General features: G+C 36.1%; 20 protein-coding genes. 11 read left to right on the top strand and 9 right to left on the bottom strand.

Annotated elements, in window-relative coordinates:
- Positions 1-37: 37 nt before the first annotated feature.
- Together AVJ19_RS03445 and AVJ19_RS03440 are read left to right on the top strand one after the other, a co-directional pair.
- Positions 38-496 (top strand): CidA/LrgA family protein, encoded by a 459-nt coding sequence (locus AVJ19_RS03445; RefSeq protein WP_111858411.1) that lies wholly within the window; start codon positions 38-40, stop codon positions 494-496.
- A complete protein-coding gene (locus AVJ19_RS03440; protein ID WP_111858410.1) occupies positions 487-1,182 on the top strand; it encodes an LrgB family protein in 696 nt (231 codons plus the stop codon). The genes AVJ19_RS03445 and AVJ19_RS03440 overlap by 10 nt, the downstream gene beginning before the upstream one ends.
- Before the next feature lie 70 nt (positions 1,183-1,252).
- Here the strand turns inward: AVJ19_RS03440 and AVJ19_RS03435 are convergent, their stop codons facing one another.
- The 7 genes from AVJ19_RS03435 to AVJ19_RS03405 all read right to left on the bottom strand — a co-directional run bounded on the left by AVJ19_RS03435 (position 1,253) and on the right by AVJ19_RS03405 (position 6,880).
- The gene (locus AVJ19_RS03435; protein WP_111858409.1) at positions 1,253-1,594 is read right to left on the bottom strand and encodes a DUF5713 family protein; all 342 of its coding nucleotides are present in this window, start codon (positions 1,592-1,594) and stop codon (positions 1,253-1,255) included.
- Positions 1,595-1,668: 74 nt separating this feature from the next.
- Positions 1,669-2,409 carry an adenosylcobinamide-GDP ribazoletransferase gene (locus tag AVJ19_RS03430; RefSeq protein ID WP_111858408.1) on the bottom strand — a complete coding sequence of 247 codons (741 nt, stop codon included), beginning with the start codon at positions 2,407-2,409 and terminating at the stop codon, positions 1,669-1,671.
- Position 2,410: 1 nt separating this feature from the next.
- Positions 2,411-3,058, bottom strand: a complete 648-nt coding sequence (locus tag AVJ19_RS03425; protein ID WP_111858407.1) for a histidine phosphatase family protein — start codon at positions 3,056-3,058, stop codon at positions 2,411-2,413.
- Positions 3,059-3,112: 54 nt separating this feature from the next.
- On the bottom strand, positions 3,113-4,165 hold the full coding sequence (cobT, locus tag AVJ19_RS03420) for a nicotinate-nucleotide--dimethylbenzimidazole phosphoribosyltransferase (RefSeq protein WP_111858406.1): 1,053 nt from the start codon (positions 4,163-4,165) through the stop codon (positions 3,113-3,115).
- Entirely contained in the window at positions 4,162-4,707 is a 546-nt protein-coding gene (gene cobU, locus AVJ19_RS03415; RefSeq protein ID WP_111858405.1) for a bifunctional adenosylcobinamide kinase/adenosylcobinamide-phosphate guanylyltransferase, read from the bottom strand. Before cobU ends, cobT begins: the two co-directional genes overlap by 4 nt.
- Positions 4,704-5,249 carry a 2'-5' RNA ligase family protein gene (locus AVJ19_RS03410; RefSeq protein WP_228203277.1) on the bottom strand — a complete coding sequence of 182 codons (546 nt, stop codon included), beginning with the start codon at positions 5,247-5,249 and terminating at the stop codon, positions 4,704-4,706. Before AVJ19_RS03410 ends, cobU begins: the two co-directional genes overlap by 4 nt.
- Before the next feature lie 194 nt (positions 5,250-5,443).
- Positions 5,444-6,880, bottom strand: coding sequence for a tetratricopeptide repeat protein (locus tag AVJ19_RS03405; RefSeq protein WP_111858404.1), 1,437 nt, complete (start codon positions 6,878-6,880; stop codon positions 5,444-5,446).
- 403 nt (positions 6,881-7,283) lie between these two features.
- Between AVJ19_RS03405 and AVJ19_RS03400 the strand changes: the two genes are divergently transcribed.
- The 6 genes from AVJ19_RS03400 to AVJ19_RS03375 all read left to right on the top strand — a co-directional run bounded on the left by AVJ19_RS03400 (position 7,284) and on the right by AVJ19_RS03375 (position 14,403).
- Positions 7,284-7,592 (top strand): ArsR/SmtB family transcription factor, encoded by a 309-nt coding sequence (locus AVJ19_RS03400; protein ID WP_111858403.1) that lies wholly within the window; start codon positions 7,284-7,286, stop codon positions 7,590-7,592.
- A 150-nt stretch (positions 7,593-7,742) separates the two neighbouring features.
- Entirely contained in the window at positions 7,743-9,476 is a 1,734-nt protein-coding gene (locus tag AVJ19_RS03395; RefSeq protein WP_111858402.1) for a SulP family inorganic anion transporter, read from the top strand.
- Between the two features lie 176 nt (positions 9,477-9,652).
- Complete coding sequence (gene sstT, locus AVJ19_RS03390; RefSeq protein ID WP_111858401.1) at positions 9,653-10,849, top strand: serine/threonine transporter SstT; 1,197 nt, start codon at positions 9,653-9,655, stop codon at positions 10,847-10,849.
- Positions 10,850-10,895: 46 nt separating this feature from the next.
- Positions 10,896-11,570 carry a YoaK family protein gene (locus AVJ19_RS03385; protein WP_111858400.1) on the top strand — a complete coding sequence of 225 codons (675 nt, stop codon included), beginning with the start codon at positions 10,896-10,898 and terminating at the stop codon, positions 11,568-11,570.
- Between the two features lie 15 nt (positions 11,571-11,585).
- Positions 11,586-12,122 (top strand): DUF2058 domain-containing protein, encoded by a 537-nt coding sequence (locus AVJ19_RS03380; protein ID WP_111858399.1) that lies wholly within the window; start codon positions 11,586-11,588, stop codon positions 12,120-12,122.
- 208 nt (positions 12,123-12,330) lie between these two features.
- The gene (locus AVJ19_RS03375; RefSeq protein ID WP_111858398.1) at positions 12,331-14,403 is read left to right on the top strand and encodes a TonB-dependent receptor plug domain-containing protein; all 2,073 of its coding nucleotides are present in this window, start codon (positions 12,331-12,333) and stop codon (positions 14,401-14,403) included.
- Between the two features lie 145 nt (positions 14,404-14,548).
- Here the strand turns inward: AVJ19_RS03375 and AVJ19_RS03370 are convergent, their stop codons facing one another.
- Positions 14,549-14,935, bottom strand: coding sequence for a hypothetical protein (locus tag AVJ19_RS03370; protein WP_228203276.1), 387 nt, complete (start codon positions 14,933-14,935; stop codon positions 14,549-14,551).
- Positions 14,936-14,996: 61 nt separating this feature from the next.
- Entirely contained in the window at positions 14,997-15,335 is a 339-nt protein-coding gene (locus AVJ19_RS03365; RefSeq protein WP_111858397.1) for a hypothetical protein, read from the bottom strand.
- A 964-nt stretch (positions 15,336-16,299) separates the two neighbouring features.
- Here AVJ19_RS03365 and aroQ point away from each other — a divergent pair.
- Genes aroQ through accC form a run of 3 tightly spaced genes read left to right on the top strand, consistent with a single transcriptional unit; the run spans position 16,300 to position 18,574 of the window.
- Positions 16,300-16,755 carry a type II 3-dehydroquinate dehydratase gene (gene aroQ, locus AVJ19_RS03360; RefSeq protein WP_111858396.1) on the top strand — a complete coding sequence of 152 codons (456 nt, stop codon included), beginning with the start codon at positions 16,300-16,302 and terminating at the stop codon, positions 16,753-16,755.
- 18 nt (positions 16,756-16,773) lie between these two features.
- Complete coding sequence (gene accB, locus AVJ19_RS03355) at positions 16,774-17,193, top strand: acetyl-CoA carboxylase biotin carboxyl carrier protein (protein WP_111858395.1); 420 nt, start codon at positions 16,774-16,776, stop codon at positions 17,191-17,193.
- Positions 17,194-17,209: 16 nt separating this feature from the next.
- A complete protein-coding gene (accC, locus tag AVJ19_RS03350; protein WP_111858394.1) occupies positions 17,210-18,574 on the top strand; it encodes an acetyl-CoA carboxylase biotin carboxylase subunit in 1,365 nt (454 codons plus the stop codon).
- The last annotated feature ends 64 nt before the right edge of the window (positions 18,575-18,638 follow it).

Genomic DNA, 18,638 nt, shown 5'->3' with positions numbered 1-18,638 from the left:
ATAAAATAATGCATCTGCTCGAAATAAGCCGTATTTCATGTCCTATTTACATTACTTGTCCTCTAAATTTAACTTATCTGCAAAGTTTATATTGATCAGCAAAGTATTTTTGCAAATTCTTTTGTTATTGGTATTTCTAGCAATCGGCGGAATGATTAAGCATGTTTTGAACATACCCATTTCTGCGGCTGTCATCGGTCTAATGATTTTATTGCTGAGCTTATTGAGTGGCATTTTAAAGTTAGATTGGATTAAAACAGGTGCTGACTTTATTTTGGCAGAATTGGTGTTATTTTTTATTCCATGTTTTATTGGGTTGATCAAATACAAAGACTTATTTCTGACTGAAGGTTGGCAACTGCTTGTTGCTGTGTTTATAGGAACAGTTTGTGTCATGGTCTGCACTGCCTATAGCGTACATTTTGGTTTTAAACTTGAAAATAAAATCAAACAACGACTATCACAACATCATCAGGAGAAACATAAATGTCTTTAATTTCCATTCTCTGTTTTGTTGGAACATTACTTGCCTATATTTTAGTGAAAAGAGTGCACCGTAAATTGCCTTACTTGGTTTTTTCACCTGCAATTCTTGTTCCTGTGATGATTATCGCTATTTTGCTTGGTTCTCATACGACTTATGACACCTATATGGCGGACAGTCAATGGATCGTGTGGATGCTAGGACCTGCAACTGTGGCTTTTGCGATTCCTATTTATGAATATCGTAAAGTTATTCAAGAACACGTTTTATCTATTTCAATGGGTGTATTCTTGGGTATGTTTGCTGGGATGCTCAGTGCTTTTTATTTAGCAAAATTCTTTCATTTTGATCATAGTACGACATATAGCTTGATGGCACGTTCGATCTCTACACCTTTTGCCATGGAACTTGCAGGACATATTGGCGGTTCGGTGGAATTAGTTATTTTATTTACCATTATTACAGGTCTGATCGGAATGTGTTTTGGTGATGTTATTTTAAAGATGATTCACTTGAAATCTCACTTTGCTATGGGAGCATCGCTTGGAAATGCAGCGCATGGTTTTGGTACAAGTAAAGCCTATATGCGTGATCAGCAAGAAGGGGTTATTGCAAGTTTAACTATGGTACTCGCAGGTATTTTTATGGTGATTTTAGGACCATATTTAGTACAGATAATTTTATATTATGCGATTTAATTTAGAAAATGAATTGCCAATCATTCATGGTATTTAATGATTGGCAATTAAGATTTATAAGATCAAAAATTTACCAATCTCGGGGTGAGATCAATTTTTCCCCATCCGCATCATGATAATCATAAGCTTTGGCAATAAAATCAAAATCCATACCAATACTATCACGTGCTACTGTTTCAATCTCACTCCCTGCTTCATCAAAAGCGGTTTGCAAATCGTTAATTTTTTCAGTCGCAGTATGTGTTAAGAGATATAATTCATCAAGATTTTTAGGTTTCGTCGTTTCAATTTCTACGCATAAATCCAATAAAATTTGCTTCACTTGATCAACTAAATGTGGCGGAAAATAAGAATCTTCATACATATCAGCTAAAAAGTGATGGTTTAAAATTTTTGTATTTTGAATTGTCATGCTGACCTCATGGTTTATTTTTAAAGATCTTGCACAGTACTAAGGTCAAGATAAAATGAGGATATGCTATAAAATTAAAAATAAAAACTTAAAATCACAAAACAAAACAAAGTCACTGTTTCTAAAATTTCAATGCTTGCTCCAACAGTATCCCCAGTAATACCTGAAATACGTTGCATAAATTTATATCGTAAATAATATAGACTGAATATAAAGATAAGGCTGCTAAAAATACAAATCCATGAAAAAATAACAGGAAAAATCAAACAAATAATAATGAGAAAAATAGCTGATTTTTTGGGAATAAATTCCGTCAATGCTGAACCTAAACCATTTTTTCGAACATAAGGCGTTGTAAGAAATAAAATCAGAGGTGCAATACGTCCAAGCACTGGAAATATGAACAACGCAAGTGGCATTTTTTGTTGAAGTAGCACATAAATTGCAGACCACTTTAATAAACAAATGATGACTAAACTTAAAACACCAATCGGACCACAACTTGGGTCTTTCATGATCGTTAAGGTTCGCTCTTTGTCACCAAAGCCACCCACCCATGCATCCGCAGTATCCGCTAAACCATCTAAATGTAAACCGCCTGTCAACCAAATCCATGTACATAAAAGAATTGAAGCCAATAAAATGATCGGCAAGCTGTGTAAAAATGTTGCAATCGCCAATAAAATAGCGCCAATCAAGAGACCCACAACTGGATAAAATAGCAAAGATTGTCCATTTTGCTGAGGGCTTGGCATCGTTTTTAACTGAATTGGAAAAGTTGTTAAAAACTGCAATGCGATGAAAAATGGAGTCATTTTAAAATTCTTCAGTTTTTAAATTACTTAATCGTAAATCGTTTGATAAATAATGTATTTTTTGTTGTTCAACATCCAATTCAAAACGATGTAATGTACCCAGTTCTGCTGACATCGTTAAAAGCTCATCTAAACTCTTTTGTGCAGCAAGACATTTTAATAATTTAATCACACCACCGTGCGTGACCAACAAAACCCGTTGCCAATGTTGCTGTTGCATGTTGTGTTGTATATTTTCGAGTGCATGGCAAATTCTCATATGAAACTGCTGCATTGTTTCTGCATTGGGTGGCGCATATTGGGTAGGTGTTTGCCAAAACTGATTCAATTGTTCTGGAAAATTTTCATAGATCCATTGGGTGGGTTTTGCCTCCCAATCACCAAAATGTATTTCTTGTAAATCAGGCTCGATAAGCAATTTTTTCGCATATTTTTCACTTAAATTTTCAGCAAATGACTGACAACGCTGTAGCGGTGAACTATAAATTGCCTGCCAAGGAACTGGCTGTGAAGATTGATCTAAAAAATCCTGAATCGCCGTCTGCATTTGCATTTGACCTTGTTCAGTTAAGGCATCATCGGTTGAACCTCTTAGTGTATGGCTCAAAGTAGTTTCACCATGCCGAAGTAGATCAATCTTCAATTTCATTTCATAACTCTATATAACTTTATGATTTAAATAGCAATGTATTGACTTAAAGTATTAAACTTTTTCACCAATCACCGCAGCTTCTGCAAAAGTTGCCATATTGTTATGTAAACTACATGCCAGTTTAATCACACCCAAAGATGCACCTGCACCACTACCCTCACCTAAGCGTAAATTCAGTTTTAATAAGGGTTCAGCATTTAATTCTTGCAATAAACGTTGATGTCCATATTCAGCAGATTGATGCCCAAACAGCATCCATTCACGAACTTCAGGATTTAAACGCACAGCGATCAAAGCCGAAATACTACTGATAAACCCATCCACTACAACAGGTAAACCAATTTGTGCACAACGAATATATGCACCTGCCATCGCTGCAATTTCTAAACCACCCACTGCACAAAGGGCTTTAAAAGCATCTTTATTCACATAATTTTGATGTAGTTCGATGGCTTGATTAATAATATTTTTCTTATGTTCTAATTGTTCAGCACGAATGCCTGTACCGACACCCGTTAATTTTTCAGCAGCTTCACCAAGTAAAAAACACGCAACAGCAGATGCAGAACAGGTATTTCCAATGCCCATTTCACCTGCGACATAAATCGAAGCATTCTGTGCAAAAGCTTGATCTACACTATTTTTTCCAAGTTGCATCGCTGCTTGGCATTGAGCTTCAGTCATTGCGACTGTTTTAGCAAAATTTGCTGTTCCCTCAGCGATACAATGTCGTTCTACACCTTGATATTCATAGGCTTCGCCAACCGAACCACAGTCAATCACTTGTAGTTTTGCATTATACTCTTTGGCAATCACGCTAATACATGCGCCACCTGTGGTGAAATTTTGTAACATTTGTCGAGTCACAGCTTGCGGATAAGCAGAAATATTTTCCTCCATCACCCCATGATCGCCTGCAAAAATACAAATCCAAGGAAAATCAACATTCGGTTTAGCTTGACCTTGCAAACTTGCCAATTGCACAGCAACATTTTCTAAAGTTGAAAGTGAGCCTGTTGGTTTAGTTAATTGCAATTGACGTTGTTCAGCCTGTTGTTTTGCCACAATATTTGGGCTTTTACATGCATCTAACCACCAATTCATTTTTTCTCTCCTTTCAAATACATTGGAAAACCTGCAACACAGAAAATCACTTGATCAGCAATTTTTCCAAGTTGCTGATGTAGACGACCTGATTCATCTACAAATTTACGGCTAATTTCACCCATCGGCACAACACCGAGTCCTGTTTCATTACTCACTAAAATAATCTGTGCTTGTAATGTCGGTAATATTTTTAATAACTTTTCGCACTCTTGTATCTGCACATTATCACTTTCAGTATCGAGTGAATTTTCATCTTGTTTTAACAATAGATTGGTCATCCATAAAGTTAAACAATCTACTAAAATGACATGATTGGGCTGGTCTATTTTTTTTAATACATCTGCCAGATAAAGCGGTTCTTCAATTACTGTCCAATCTATAGGTCGCTGATTTTGATGATGCTCGATGCGTGATTGCATTTCTACATCCCACGCCTGCGCCGTTGCAATATAAGTCACAGCCAAAGTGGATGCCTGAGCAAATTGTTCCGCCAAACGACTTTTTCCCGAACGTGCACCACCTAAAATCAGTTGAATCATAATGAACCTAAGTAAATATGTTGATAAGTAAATAACTGCCCTTGGATCATTTTGGCTTTGTAATACCCAAATGTTAAATACTCAATATTAATTTCAAAGTACTCTTGTTGAATACTATCAATCGCCTGAAAAATTTGAGAGGCATTGTATGCTTGATTATAAAGTCCAAGAGTAATATGAGGTAAATATTGTAGTGCAGCAATTTCGCAATGGTTTTTTGCAAATAATTTTCTAAATTTGCTTAGGCTATTTTCATAATCAAAAATTTCAACAAATAATGCACTATCAAAACTTTGGATATTTCCCGTTGATATTTTAAAACTTTGTAATTGCTGCTGCATGACTTGTTGGATTTGTTGTTTGAATTGAACTATTGAAAAATCATCATTGAATAACGGCTGGTTTTCCGTTAAAAATCCACAAACAAATAAAGTAATATGAAACTGACGAATATTTGGTTGAAACAAAAAATTGGAAAAATATGTGCGTAAATGATTTAAATATTCTAATAATCTTGGCTCTGTAATTTCGATATACCACAATGCATAATCCTCCCTCCCCCTGATGCCATTCTGCATAATCATGGGAAAGTGTTGGGATAACCTGTGATAATGGTTGTAGAAGCACGATGTTTTTTACATAAATGAATAGAGCTATTAGAACATAAATTTAAACCATTACGGCACGCTCTGATTGAGGATTCTTCAAGTTACAACTGAATCATCTTCATGTTTGTTTAAATTCTAAGCTTTGCTTTCATTTCTTGCGCTTTTTTTAAATTTTTAGTTGTACCAATGCCCGACTCATAACAATATATAACGATTTTTATGGCTTCTTGACTGCCTTGTTCAGCTAAATATAAGTAATATTGAAAAGCTTTTTCAGGGTTTTTATTAACACCCAAACCATTCATATATATTTCACCTAACCGCATATTGGCATGTTGCTGCCCTAAAGCCTCTATTTTTTGATACCAAAATAAAGCTTGTGCATAGTCTTGGGCTAAGTCTTGATTTCCTTCAAAATAAAGATCTCCTAAACGTAATAATGCTAAAATATAATTTTGTGCAGCTGCCATTTTATAAAGTTCAAGCGCTTTATTGATATTTCGCTCAGTTCCTATGCCTTTTTGATACATTTCTGCAAGCTGATATTGCACACTCGGATCATTACGTGTCAATAAATCATTAAAAATTTCAAAGGCACGTTGCAGATCGCCATTTCTTTCATTTTTATATTTCAGTGCTTGATTATATTTTTGAGAATATTCATTACTAAGATACTGATCTTTGTTTTTATCATTAGTCTCTGCTAAATATAATAATCTCTTTTCATAATCATTTCGTTCATAATAATAATCAAAATCTCGATTTGTGGCTTGTTTGACTTTATTTTTCCAAAATTCAGATTTTTCAATATTTTTTTCTGTGCCTACACCGAGTGTATACATCGCAATGGTCATCATTTGGGCTTCTTCGTCACCATACTGTGCCGCCTTTTCATACCATTTAAAAGCTTCTGCATTATTGCCTTGTACGCCTTGTGCATGTAAATACATCCAAGCCAAATATGCTGCTGCACTACGATTCCCTTGTAAACCTGCTTTTAAAAACCACTGGTGCGCCAATTTATAATTTTGCTCCACACCTAAACCTGAAAAATACATCCACCCCAATTGAGATTGAGCAAAAACATCTCCTTTGGGGGCTAATTTTGAAATCCAATGAAATGCCTTTTTGAACTGAGGTCCTCGACCATCATTATAATAATATTCAGCTAAGATCTCTTGTGCAGCGGCATGCCCTTGTTCTGCTGATGTTTTATACCATTTTAAAGCTTCAGATTGACTGCTATAGATCGGTTGAAAGAACTGATCAAAAGCATTTTCGTGATTTATTTGATGAATAAAAACAAATTGATACGTAAAATCCAATAATTTTTTGGGTAGTGTTTGTTGCACTGATAAATTAATGTCATTGCGTGCTGCATCTTCAATCCTTTTTGCCAAAGTAAATTGAGCTTCTTTGTCACCCTGTAGGGCTAAAAAATAAATAAACTCCAGTGGCTTATTTCCACTCTCTGGGTGTATTTGCGTATAAAAAATGCTATCTAAAATCAAACAAATAATAACGAAGAACGAAATAAGCAAGGTGCGTTTAGACTGTATCAGCATAGTATTTTATCTGGCTAAACAAACATATAAATTGTATTTATAGTTTTTTAATTTTAATTACTGAATATTGGAATTAAATTCTTAAATTATTTTAGCCATTTTTAACTTATTTGCAAATAATCCTTTTGCTGATTTTAATATTGCTTAGGCTATTTTAAAGAACGATTAAATGCGCTATTTCAAAACTTAAAGCACTGAAACTTATCTTAAATTTTTATATCTATATCTTCTTATAAGAATTACATAAAAATAATATACCTTATAAAAAAAACTGAGGATTAATCAGAAATAAATATCAAGGTATTCGTGTTAGGATAACGTTTGAAATAGAATGGTCTGATCTATGTACGATGTGCATTTTTCGGTTATTCACATTAGGCAATGTTAGGAGTTTCTGATCTTCATGAGTCAGAGTTTTCAAATTGATGCAATGCGAGCATCTGCCACTGATGTGGTTTCAATTTTAAAATCTTTAGCAAATACTGATCGTTTATTGATTTTATGTCATTTAGTACAACAAGAACTCAATGTTTCTCAAATTGAAGAACAAACTAAAATTACCCAACCAACGTTGTCACAACAACTGATGATGCTGCGTAAAAGTGATGTCGTCAGTACACGGCGTGATGGTAAACAAATTTATTATTCGATTAAAGATCCAAAGCTGAGCCTTGTTTTAAATACTCTTTATGACCTGTACTGCCCAAAATAATTGTTCAAGTATACTTTTAATCCCCCTTAGCAACTTTGAATAAAATGAAAATAACATTCAAAGTTGATTTCAGATGACATTGCAAAATCGGACTATAATTCTTAGCATTTTTTCTGCATAATATATATAAAAATGTGATATAGAGTTTTTATGCCTAAGCCTCAGTCTAAATTGAGTTCCATCCTCCCTGCATGGCAGTGGCTGCAACACTATAATGCCCCGTTTTTCAAAGCTGACTTACTTGCTGCACTGATTGTCATTGCAATGCTTGTACCACAAGGTATGGCATATGCAATGGTCGCAGGTTTACCACCAATTACAGGTCTATATGCCAGCATTTTACCGATGATCGTGTATGCAATTATTGGTGGTAGCCCAACACTGTCGATCGGTCCTGTTGCACTGATCTCAATGATGACCTTTGCAACCTTACAACCTTTGTATGAAGTTGGTTCACCTGTTTATATTCAAGCTGCATGTTTATTGGCAGTTTTGGTGGGAATTTTATCAACTTTATTGGGTATTTTTCGTTTTGGTTTTTTGATTCGTTTAATTAGCCATCCTGTGATTAAGAGCTTTATTATTGCTTCTGCTGTGTTGATTGCTCTAAGTCAATTTAAGTTTTTAGTCAATTTACCGTTAAAATCAGGCAATGTGGTTGAGTTTATTATTTCTGCTGCAGAATATATTTCTCTGCTTCATTTCCCCAGTTTAATTTTTGGTGGCTGTGCCATTTTATTATTGATTTATACACCTAAATTTATTGGTTTTTCGTTATCAAAACTAAATAAAAACACCATTATTTTTATCAATAAATCATTACCACTCTTTTTAGTCTTTTTTTCAATCGCACTGGTGCAATTTTTACATATTGATCAGTTTGGTATCAAAACTGTGGGCGAAATTCCCTCAGGGTTTCCTCCTTTATCAATGCCATTTTGGTCTTGGGATTTAGTCATTCAACTCCTCCCTGGTGCTGCCATGATCACGATGGTCAGTTTTGTTGAATCTATTTCGATTGCCCAAGCCACTGCATTTCAAAAAAGAAGTGAGTTAAATAGTAACCAAGAGTTGGTTGCTTTAGGTCTAGCCAATTTAAGTGCTGGTTTTAGCTCATCTTTTCCTGTTACAGGCAGTTTATCACGTACAGTGGTCAATGCTGATGCAGGTGCAAAAACTCCGATGGCAGGTGTTTTTTCCTCCATTTTGATTGTTGTTGTGAGTTTATATTTTACTGGTGTTTTTAAGGAACTTCCATTGGCTGTACTTGCAGCAACTATTATCGTGTCAATTTGGAAATTGGTAGATTTTAAACCATTTATTGAAGCGTGGCGTTATTCTAAAGCGGATGGTATCGCTATGTGGGTCACTTTTTTAGGCGTGTTATGTATTGATATTTCAACAGGTTTAATGATCGGGATCGTATCAACCTTTATATTATTGCTTTGGCGGATCAGTCGCCCACATATTGCGGTAATTGGACTAGTTGAAGGTACACAACATTTTCGCAACATTTCTCGGCACGAAGTAGTGACGAGTGCCAATATTATTTCAATTCGTATTGATGAGAATTTAACATTTTTAAATGCCAATACACTGAAAGAGTTTATCATTTCTGAAGTCAGTAAAAATCAACATTTACATCATGTTGTGATCAATTGCTCCAGTATCAGTAATATTGACCTGAGTGCTTTGGAAGCACTTGAAGACATTAATGCTGAACTTGCCAAACTTGACATTCAGCTACATTTATCTGAAGTCAAAGGCCCTGTCATGGATCGTTTGAAAGTGTCAAAATTATTGGATGAACTGAGTGGAAACATCTATCTAACCCATTATCAAGCAATGCATGAGCTTGATGCACAAACCTTTCATTCTGTTTAATTTTTATTTTGGTGAATCAATAAACTGCTGGAATTTCTTTATTTTTGAAAAATTTATATATTTTTTAGTACTTTATATTTTATGTGAAATTGTTTCATTCTCTAAGTGCTTTTAGGTATAGAATAGTCGGCTTGTTTATTGATTTTAGTCCAGTTTAAGGCAACTCAGGTTTTAATATGTTCGCTGCCCTAGCACGTTTAAGTTTAGTCACACGTATTCTTATTGCCATCATACTTGGTTTTATAGTTGCATATCTTTTTCCTACTTCTGCTGGATACGTCAGCATTTTAGGTGATGTTTTCATTAAAGCATTAAAGTCGGTTGCCCCGATTTTAGTCTTTGTTTTAGTGATGTCATCCATTGCCAATTTTAAAGTTGGACAAAGTAACCGTCAATTAAAACCTATTTTGATGCTCTATGCAGTCGGTATGCTATTGGCAGCATTCAGTTCTGTTTTTGCAAGTATCATGTTCCCAAGCACATTAATGTTTACCAGTGCCAGTGAAGTTGCTTTACAACCACCTGGGAGCGTTGCTGAGGTATTAAAAAATTTACTCCTTAGCTTTATTACCAATCCTGTCACGGCACTTTCTGAAGCCAACTTTATTGGGATTTTGGCTTGGGCAGTCGGTTTAGGTGCTGCTTTACGTCATGGTTCTGATACCACTAAACAAGTTATCACTGATGCTGCAAATGCGATCAATTCAATTATTCGCATTGTGATTAGCCTCGCACCGATTGGTATTTTCGGTTTGGTCGTAGCAACTTTTGCTCAAGCTGGCTTAGAAACTTTAGAGAATTATGCTCATTTAATTGCTGTTTTAGTGGCATGTATGTTCTTTGTGGCATTGGTCATTAATCCATTACTTGTGGCAATTGTGATGCGTCGCAACCCTTATCCTTTAGTATTTAAATGCCTAAAAGAAAGTGGCATTACTGCTTTTTTCACGCGTAGTTCTGCAGCAAATATTCCTGTAAATCTAGATCTTGCTAAACGTTTAGGTGTAGATGAAGCAACTGCAAGCGTTGCCATCCCTCTAGGTGCAACCATTAACATGGCAGGCGCAGCTGTGACTATTACCGTACTCACTTTAGCGACAGTGAATACTTTAGGTATTCATGTTGATCTTGTCACTATGGCGATTTTATCTGTGGTTGCGGTGGTGACAGCATGTGGTGCATCGGGTGTTGCTGGTGGTTCGCTCTTACTGATTCCTGTAGCATGTGGTTTATTTGGTATTCCAAGTGAAATCGCCATGCAAGTGGTTGCGATTGGTATGGTCATCAGTGTATTGCAAGATTCGACTGAAACTGCTCTAAACTCATCTACCGATGTATTATTTACTGCTGCTGTAGACCTTGCTAAAAAATAATCTCGTTCTATACTGAATCAAATCTTGATTTGATTCAGTTAGTTCCATGCCTTTTCAACAGCTCCCTCTTTGGATTCAACTTGGTGCTTTCATGCTTGCGCTGAATGCAGGCATGATCAATGTCATTGGCTTGATTACTTTACTGCATCAATCCGTTTCACACATGACAGGTAATGCCAGTATGCTAGCGATTAGCATCATTCAAGGCGATCTATCCAATATCATTTTCTTGATTTTAGTCATTCTTAGTTATGTGCTTGGCTCAAGTTATAGTGGTTTTATTTTAGGCAACAGCCATTTTCAAATGGGTCGTCGTTATGGATTACCATTGAGTTTAATGACTGCATTTATTATTCTCAGTTGGTATTTTATTCAAGATTATCCACGTTATGGATTGCTTTGGGCATGTGCAGCAATGGGCATCCAAAATGCCATGGTCAGCCATTATCAAGGCGCAATTATTCGTACCACGCATTTATCTGGAGTTTTAACAGATTTAGGGCTTGCCTTAGGCTATTTATTTCGTGGACTACACGTTGAAAAAAAACGTATTATTTTACATTTACTCATTTTATTTGGATTTATCTTAGGTGGAATAATTGCCACAGGGGTCTATCCTTATTTAAAATTAAATACCTTTCTAATGCCTGCACTACTCAGTTTTAGTTTAAGCTGCATTTATTGGTTTATTTATTTTCGTATTCATTATCTTGCAAAGTGAAGGTAGGTTGTTCACATGGTTAAAAATGCTTTAGCAGCTCAGTTATTAAAAGCGGGCTTAGTCGATAACAAGAAGGCAAAAAAGTTGTCGAAACAAGCACAGCATGAACAGCGTACAGGTCAAAATAATGACGCTGAAATCAAGGCTAAAATCGAGCAAGACAAACAAGAAAAAATTGCCAAAGACCAAGCCTTAAACCAAGAAAAGCAACGCATTTTGGATGAAAAAGCCTTAGTTGCTGCAATTATTCAAATGATTGGACAACATAAAATCAAAGACACTGATGGTGAAGTCAGTTATCAGTTTATTGATGAAAATAAAATCAAAAAATTATATATCAATCAACAAATTTACAATGCTTTAGTGGCAGGAAGCTTAGTTGTTGCTAAAGAAAATAACAGCTATGCACTTTTACCAAAAGCTTTGGCTGATCGTATTAATGAGAAAATGACAGGCTTTATTATTGTGAATAATTCTGAGAATAATCAACAAACTACTGATGAAGAAGATCCATACGCAGCTTATGTGATTCCTGATGATTTGATGTGGTAAATGAGTATTTAAAAACTTATTTTAATGAGAGATTTATTGCCAGTGAATGATTTATTTGCTGGCTTTATTGATTTTAAAATCAACATATATGTCCAATAACAACATTCAATCAAAGTTAAAAATTATTTTTCAAAATTCAATCTTCCACAAATTTTCTACATAATTCTCAGTTAAGCTACGCAAAATTACATAAGTTGAAACTCATTTCATGCTTTCTACACAGTTTGCTTTTGCTCCAAAATTACCATTCAGCACACTCAGTCTTGCATTACTCTGTATTCATTCTACAACATGGGCAGACTCTCAAATTATAACAACGCCTAATGCAGATACTGAACAAATTCAAACCCTAGAAACCGTCACTTTACAAGCCAAAGCAACCCCGAAAGATCCTGATATTAGCGCAATTGCAAAAACCATTGTCACGCGTGATGAAATGTTGAAATACGGTGATCAATCCGTAAATGATACCTTACGCCGAGCAGCAGGTTTCCAAATGCCTGCCCAAGGTCAAGGTCCTCGTGGCGGTGGTGGTGCATCAGGTATGCGTTTTCGTGGTGGCGGTGCTCCTATTTTTTTGATCAATGGTGAACCTGTACAAGGTGGACCACGTGGCGGTATGTCGATTGTGGATACCCTCACCCCTGATATGATCGAAAAAATTGAAATTACCAAACAGCCGAGTATCGCACATGGTGCTGTAGCATCCTCAGCAGTAATTAATATCATTTTAAAAGAACCTCTCAAAGGCGCACCAATTGGCGGGACAATCCGCGCAAGTTATGGCGTAGCCCAATCAGGTCAAAATGAAGAAGATCGTAAAAATGTCTCTGTGCAAATAGATGGACGAGAAAACGCTTGGCTGTATAGCCTATCTGCAAATCAAATGTGGAATGACACAACTTCCATTTCAAAAACACAAACTTATGATCAAGAGCGAGAGCAAAAACGAGAAATTGAGCGTACATCAACCATGTTCTCCCCTCGTTTAGAATATCAAATTGATGCAAAACAAAAACTTGTAGGTGAAATTTTCTATCGTAAAAATGAAAGTGATGGCACACGTGGCGAACAAATTCAAAAAGATGAAAATGATAGTATTCGCTTCAACACTCGTTATGAACGTAAAGATCAAGGTGACTCTGACAAAGTTCGCTTTTCACTTGAAAAACAAAATGAAACGGAATCAACACGTTCACGCCAAGAAAATTCTTATATTGATGAAACAGTCAATGAATATGGCTTAGGCTATGATGCTGTACGCAAATTTGATGCAACCAAACAAATTAAATTTGGTGTTGACGCGCGTTCAAGTGAACTTAAAAGCAATGTCACCGAAACTTTAGATGAACAACGCTATGCGCTCTATACTGAAGGCAGTTGGCGTTTTACTGATCGCCAAACACTAACTTTAGGTGCTCGTCAAGAATGGTTAGAACGTTCTGGTCTAGTTGAATATCATGATCAACATTTTAGTCCCGTACTTGCCCACCGTTTTGATTTTACGAAACAGTGGTCATTACAAACCAATATTAGCCAAGCTTTTCGTAGCCCTAATAGTAATCGTTTAAGCCCGACAATTACCATATCTACAGATAGCGATGCAGGAACATTAAACAATCCTGACCGTGGTGGCAATCCAAATCTAAAACCTGAACAAATTACGGCGATTGAAACAACTTTAGGTTATAACACATCGGCAGGTGGCGTAAATCTTACAGCTTATCATCGTGATATTGAGGATTATATTGAAAAAAGCATTGTGCTTGAAAATGGTCGCTATGTTGAACGTCCCTTTAACCAAAGCAATGCCACTACATATGGTGTAGAACTTGCTGGGCGTTATGCACTCAAGCAAACTGAACAAGGTCATTCCTTCATGCTTAATGCACAACTCTCAACCGTTCGTGCCAAAGTTGAGGATAGCAATCATCAAGACCGTTTAGTCAGTGATGTTGCTCCATATACAGCAAGTACAGGCATTTCTTATAATTATCAGCCTTGGCAGTTAGCAAGCAGTATTAATCTAAACTTTGTACCTGAATTTACTCGTGCTTTAGAAAATCAGCCTTATGATCGTACCAGTAACCAACGTTTTGATATTGATCTTAGTATTACCAAACGCTTCCGTGATGGATGGGCAACGATTTTGACGGGACGAAATTTATTAAGCACAGACTATAAAGAAAAATTGACAGATCAAAATACAGGTGCAATCTATCAAGCACGCAGTAATCAATCTATTCCTTATGTTATGTTAAGTTTGGAAAAGAAATTTTAAACGTAGAATAGAAAAACCCGCCTTTGAGGGCGGGTTTAATTCATCAACTTGGACGTTGATGTGCAAAACACGGCACAATAAGACCAGGGAAAATCTTTATTGCTTTGTTTTAACATGACTTATTATCGCTAAAAATGACTTTGAACTATTTATCATTTTCCGCCATTTTCATGTCATTTTCTGACAATTTTGAATGTGTTGTAGCACAAAATACCTGTTCAGTCATTCCCGACTCAAGCAATGACTGCTTTTGTCGATCTAAAAACTGATTGGCAATCATTAACATAACACTTGCAGTTTCTAACTGAATATTGTTTTTTGACAAAGTCGCAATGTGCTGATATGCCGCCAACCTGCTACAAAACGCTTGCTTTTGTGCTGTAGCATCTGCATTTTCAGATTCATCCAATATTTTTTTTGTCGCATTCACCTGATCAGTAAAATGCGTTATCAAGTGATTGTATTGTTCTTGTGTTAATGATTGATTGTCTAAAGTTGGCGTTTCTTGTGTATATGCCACATTCGTAAACAATATTCCCCCAAACAAAATAACGTGTGGCAAAAACTGAAATAAATATTTATTTTTTATTCTATTAAAATGCATCAGCTTTCCAAACATCTTCATATTCATCCGCATCAATCATAAAACGAAAACCTTGCTCTAATGCCAAATATGGAATCGCATCTGGGAAAATATCTTCTAACTCTTTTACAGTCACTAGCTCAAAATCATCCTGATCTGCTGCAATCTCACCACCATAAATAAACCAAGCGACATTATTTTCATCAGGCGCTTTACGTAATCCTACGATTGGCTCTTGAGTCAATGTATGTTTTGCGATGGCAACCACATCAGTTTCATTGACTTTCACATAACGTGAATCAAACTCTTCACAAACCAATTTTTGCTCTTCAATAAAATCTTGCAACATAATGCATTCACACCCAAAAAGTCTTGTTAAATTCTATGCATTTCATCGTTGATGTACAATGTTTGTCTGCACTTTATCCACTTTAGCGCAATGTTTTGCTGATTAAAACAACACCCTCGATATACTTTAAAACAGCTTTCACACACAATATAAATGTTTTGCCAATGCAAGTTTTTTTAAATTCCTTGCAAGCTGTTTATTTGCCACACAAAGCATGAGCACATTGGTCAATTTCATAAAAGGCAACGTTTCAATAATATGGAAACCACATCACAGATTGTACATAAGCACGATTTTTAGACTCATTTTGATATATCACATTTTATCTTAAAATAAAGTGACTGCTAAAACTGCCCTATTCTTTAAATAAATATATCATCAGATAAATGGCAAAGTTCTATTATTTCCCCGACACCTTATGTTTAAAACTCAAAACAAAGCAAACAAAAGGCAAAGAAAACAAAAGATAAATCATTGTTTTTTATTATTAAAAACAAATTACCACACAATCATGCAATATAAATTATTTTTCATTGAGATTTGGATTTTTAAATGACGATACTTTATCCATAAGGATTTATACACAACATAGAGCTAAAAATTAGCATCAATTAAAAGTTGAAAAAATCAGCACATTGAATAATTTTTGATGTGTATTTTTTGATAAATAAGTCATATTTTTTTTAAATAGCAATTTTTGTACGCTATTGTTACACAAATCAAATCAACAGTTTTGGTCAATTCGGTTTAAACTAATGTCACTGTAAAAAACTAGAAAATTTGTCATTTTTTAACATTGTCATTTAGCGACAATATTCTCAATATATAGCCCATAGTCGGTATGTTATTTCTGCACCAAATTAAAACAAATTATAAAATACATGTAGAAAATTATGCCATAATACGCAAACTTTGCAGACATCTTGCAAAGATTTTTTGCAACTTTATAACTGGAGTAGGCTCAATGAGTTCGACCATTTTGGTCATTCACGGACCAAACTTAAACTTGCTAGGAAAGCGCGAACCAGAAGTCTATGGTCACCTTACTTTAGAAGATATTAATCAACAACTCATCGCTCAAGCGCAGCAGTCCAATATTCAATTAGAAACTTTTCAAAGTAATTGGGAAGGTGCTGTCGTTGACCGCATTCATCAAGCGCAACAAGATGGTGTTCAATTCATCATTATTAATCCTGCTGCCCTGACCCATACATCTGTTGCTGTACGTGATGCATTACTGGGTGTCGCAATTCCTTTTATAGAAGTTCATTTGTCAAATGTGCATGCACGAGAAGCATTTCGACATCACTCTTATTTATCTGATAAAGCCATTGGCGTGATCTGTGGTCTTGGTGCAAAAGGCTATTCTTTTGCTTTGAACTATGCGATCGACAAAATTCAATCTTCAACTCATTCATAACATTAGGAATACGAATCCATGGATATTCGCAAAATCAAAAAGCTCATCGATTTGATGATCGAATCTGACCTTCAAGCTATCGAAGTTAAAGAAGGTGATCAATCGATTGCTTTAACGCGTCGTAATCCTGTTGTTGCTGGCGTAGCGACTGTTGCAGCTGCTCCTGCCGTTGAAGCACCTGTAGTTAAAGCTGCCTCTCGTGGTGCAGTAGAAACTTCTCCAATGGTTGGCGTGTTTTACGCTGCACCAAACCCAGGTGAAGCTCCATTTGTCAATGTTGGTCAAACGATTTCTGCAGGTGAAACTTTAGGCATCATCGAAGCAATGAAAATCATGAACCCAATCGAAGCAACACAAAGTGGTGTGGTTGAAGAAATTTTAGTGAAAAACGGTGATGTGATCCAATTCGGTCAACCTTTATTCCGCTACCGCGCGTAATCGCAAGGGGGTTGATATGTTGCAAAAAGTTTTAATTGCAAACCGAGGTGAGATTGCTTTACGCATCACTCGTGCTTGTAAAACTTTAGGAATCAAAACTGTTGGTATTTACTCAGATGCCGATAAAGATTTAATGCATTTACGCTTTGTTGATGAAGCTGTATGTATCGGTCCGGGTGCAAGCAGCGAAAGCTACTTAAATATTCCTGCGATTATTACAGCAGCAGAAATCACGGGGGCTGATGCTATCCATCCGGGTTATGGTTTCTTATCTGAAAATGCTGAATTCGCAGAAATTGTAGAAAGTTCTGGTTTTATTTTCATTGGTCCACGCCCTGAACACATTCGCCTTATGGGGAATAAAGTATCCGCAATTATGGCGATGCGTAAAGCAGGTGTGCCAACTGTACCAGGTTCTGCACATGCAGTTACACCAACCAATGCTTTAGCTGAAGCCAAAGAAATTGGCTTTCCATTGATCGTAAAAGCTGCTTCAGGTGGCGGTGGTCGTGGTATGCGTATCGTTGAACGTGTGGATACTTTGCTTGAATCTGTGCAAGCAGCACAACGTGATGCTGAAATGTGGTTCGGTGATGATACAGTCTATATGGAACGTTTCTTACAGAAACCTCGCCATGTAGAAGTACAAGTTTTAGCAGATGGTAATGGTCATGCTGTACATTTATATGACCGTGACTGTTCACTACAACGTCGCCATCAAAAAGTTCTTGAAGAAGCGCCCGCTCCCGGCTTGCCAGAAGAAGCACGTGCACACATTTTAGAAGCGTGTGTAAATGCTTGTAAACTTATGCAATATCGTGGTGCGGGAACTTTTGAGTTTCTTTTTGAAGAAGGTGAATTCTTTTTTATTGAAATGAATACTCGTGTTCAAGTTGAACATCCTGTTTCTGAACAAGTGACAGGCATCGACATTATTGAACAACAACTTCGTATTGCTGCGGGTCTTGGATTAAATCTTCAACAAGAAGATATTGAAGTCAAAGGTCATGCTATCGAGTGTCGTATCAACGCTGAAGATCCTTCAACATTCTTACCATCACCGGGTAAAATCGAGAATTTTTATGCGCCAGGTGGTGCAGGAATTCGTTTAGACTCTCATATTTATCAAGGTTATAGCATTCCACCATACTATGATTCAATGATTGCCAAACTGATTTCTCATGGTAAAGATCGTGAGACTGCGATTGCCCGCATGAAACAAGCATTGGATGAAATGATTTTGACAGGAATCAAAACTAATATTCCATTACATAAAGATTTGATCTTACAAGACAAAAATTTCTGTGCTCAAGCAATGGATATTCATTACCTTGAAAAACACTTGCTCAAACAAGTACAAGGTCATGAAAAAGATGCTTAATAGTGTCGACTAAACCATCAAAAGAGGCTACTTTAAAAGATAGCCTCTTTTTCTATGTACTTTT

Source organism: Acinetobacter sp. CFCC 10889 (assembly GCF_003268395.1).
GTDB lineage: Bacteria > Pseudomonadota > Gammaproteobacteria > Pseudomonadales > Moraxellaceae > Acinetobacter.
Note: the sequence above shows the minus strand (reverse complement) of the source record. Positions and strands in the feature narration are given on the sequence as shown.

Excerpts from the sequence above, each read along its gene's own strand:
- AVJ19_RS03445 (WP_111858411.1), top strand. The coding sequence starts at position 38 with ATGTCCTATTTACATTACTTGTCCTCTAAATTTAACTTATCTGCAAAG.
- AVJ19_RS03440 (WP_111858410.1), top strand. The coding sequence starts at position 487 with ATGTCTTTAATTTCCATTCTCTGTTTTGTTGGAACATTACTTGCCTAT.
- AVJ19_RS03435 (WP_111858409.1), bottom strand. The coding sequence starts at position 1,594 with ATGACAATTCAAAATACAAAAATTTTAAACCATCACTTTTTAGCTGAT.
- AVJ19_RS03430 (WP_111858408.1), bottom strand. The coding sequence starts at position 2,409 with ATGACTCCATTTTTCATCGCATTGCAGTTTTTAACAACTTTTCCAATT.
- AVJ19_RS03425 (WP_111858407.1), bottom strand. The coding sequence starts at position 3,058 with ATGAAATTGAAGATTGATCTACTTCGGCATGGTGAAACTACTTTGAGC.
- cobT (WP_111858406.1), bottom strand. The coding sequence starts at position 4,165 with ATGAATTGGTGGTTAGATGCATGTAAAAGCCCAAATATTGTGGCAAAA.
- cobU (WP_111858405.1), bottom strand. The coding sequence starts at position 4,707 with ATGATTCAACTGATTTTAGGTGGTGCACGTTCGGGAAAAAGTCGTTTG.
- AVJ19_RS03405 (WP_111858404.1), bottom strand. The coding sequence starts at position 6,880 with ATGCTGATACAGTCTAAACGCACCTTGCTTATTTCGTTCTTCGTTATT.
- AVJ19_RS03400 (WP_111858403.1), top strand. The coding sequence starts at position 7,284 with ATGAGTCAGAGTTTTCAAATTGATGCAATGCGAGCATCTGCCACTGAT.
- AVJ19_RS03395 (WP_111858402.1), top strand. The coding sequence starts at position 7,743 with ATGCCTAAGCCTCAGTCTAAATTGAGTTCCATCCTCCCTGCATGGCAG.
- sstT (WP_111858401.1), top strand. The coding sequence starts at position 9,653 with ATGTTCGCTGCCCTAGCACGTTTAAGTTTAGTCACACGTATTCTTATT.
- AVJ19_RS03385 (WP_111858400.1), top strand. The coding sequence starts at position 10,896 with ATGCCTTTTCAACAGCTCCCTCTTTGGATTCAACTTGGTGCTTTCATG.
- AVJ19_RS03380 (WP_111858399.1), top strand. The coding sequence starts at position 11,586 with ATGGTTAAAAATGCTTTAGCAGCTCAGTTATTAAAAGCGGGCTTAGTC.
- AVJ19_RS03375 (WP_111858398.1), top strand. The coding sequence starts at position 12,331 with ATGCTTTCTACACAGTTTGCTTTTGCTCCAAAATTACCATTCAGCACA.
- AVJ19_RS03365 (WP_111858397.1), bottom strand. The coding sequence starts at position 15,335 with ATGTTGCAAGATTTTATTGAAGAGCAAAAATTGGTTTGTGAAGAGTTT.
- aroQ (WP_111858396.1), top strand. The coding sequence starts at position 16,300 with ATGAGTTCGACCATTTTGGTCATTCACGGACCAAACTTAAACTTGCTA.
- accB (WP_111858395.1), top strand. The coding sequence starts at position 16,774 with ATGGATATTCGCAAAATCAAAAAGCTCATCGATTTGATGATCGAATCT.
- accC (WP_111858394.1), top strand. The coding sequence starts at position 17,210 with ATGTTGCAAAAAGTTTTAATTGCAAACCGAGGTGAGATTGCTTTACGC.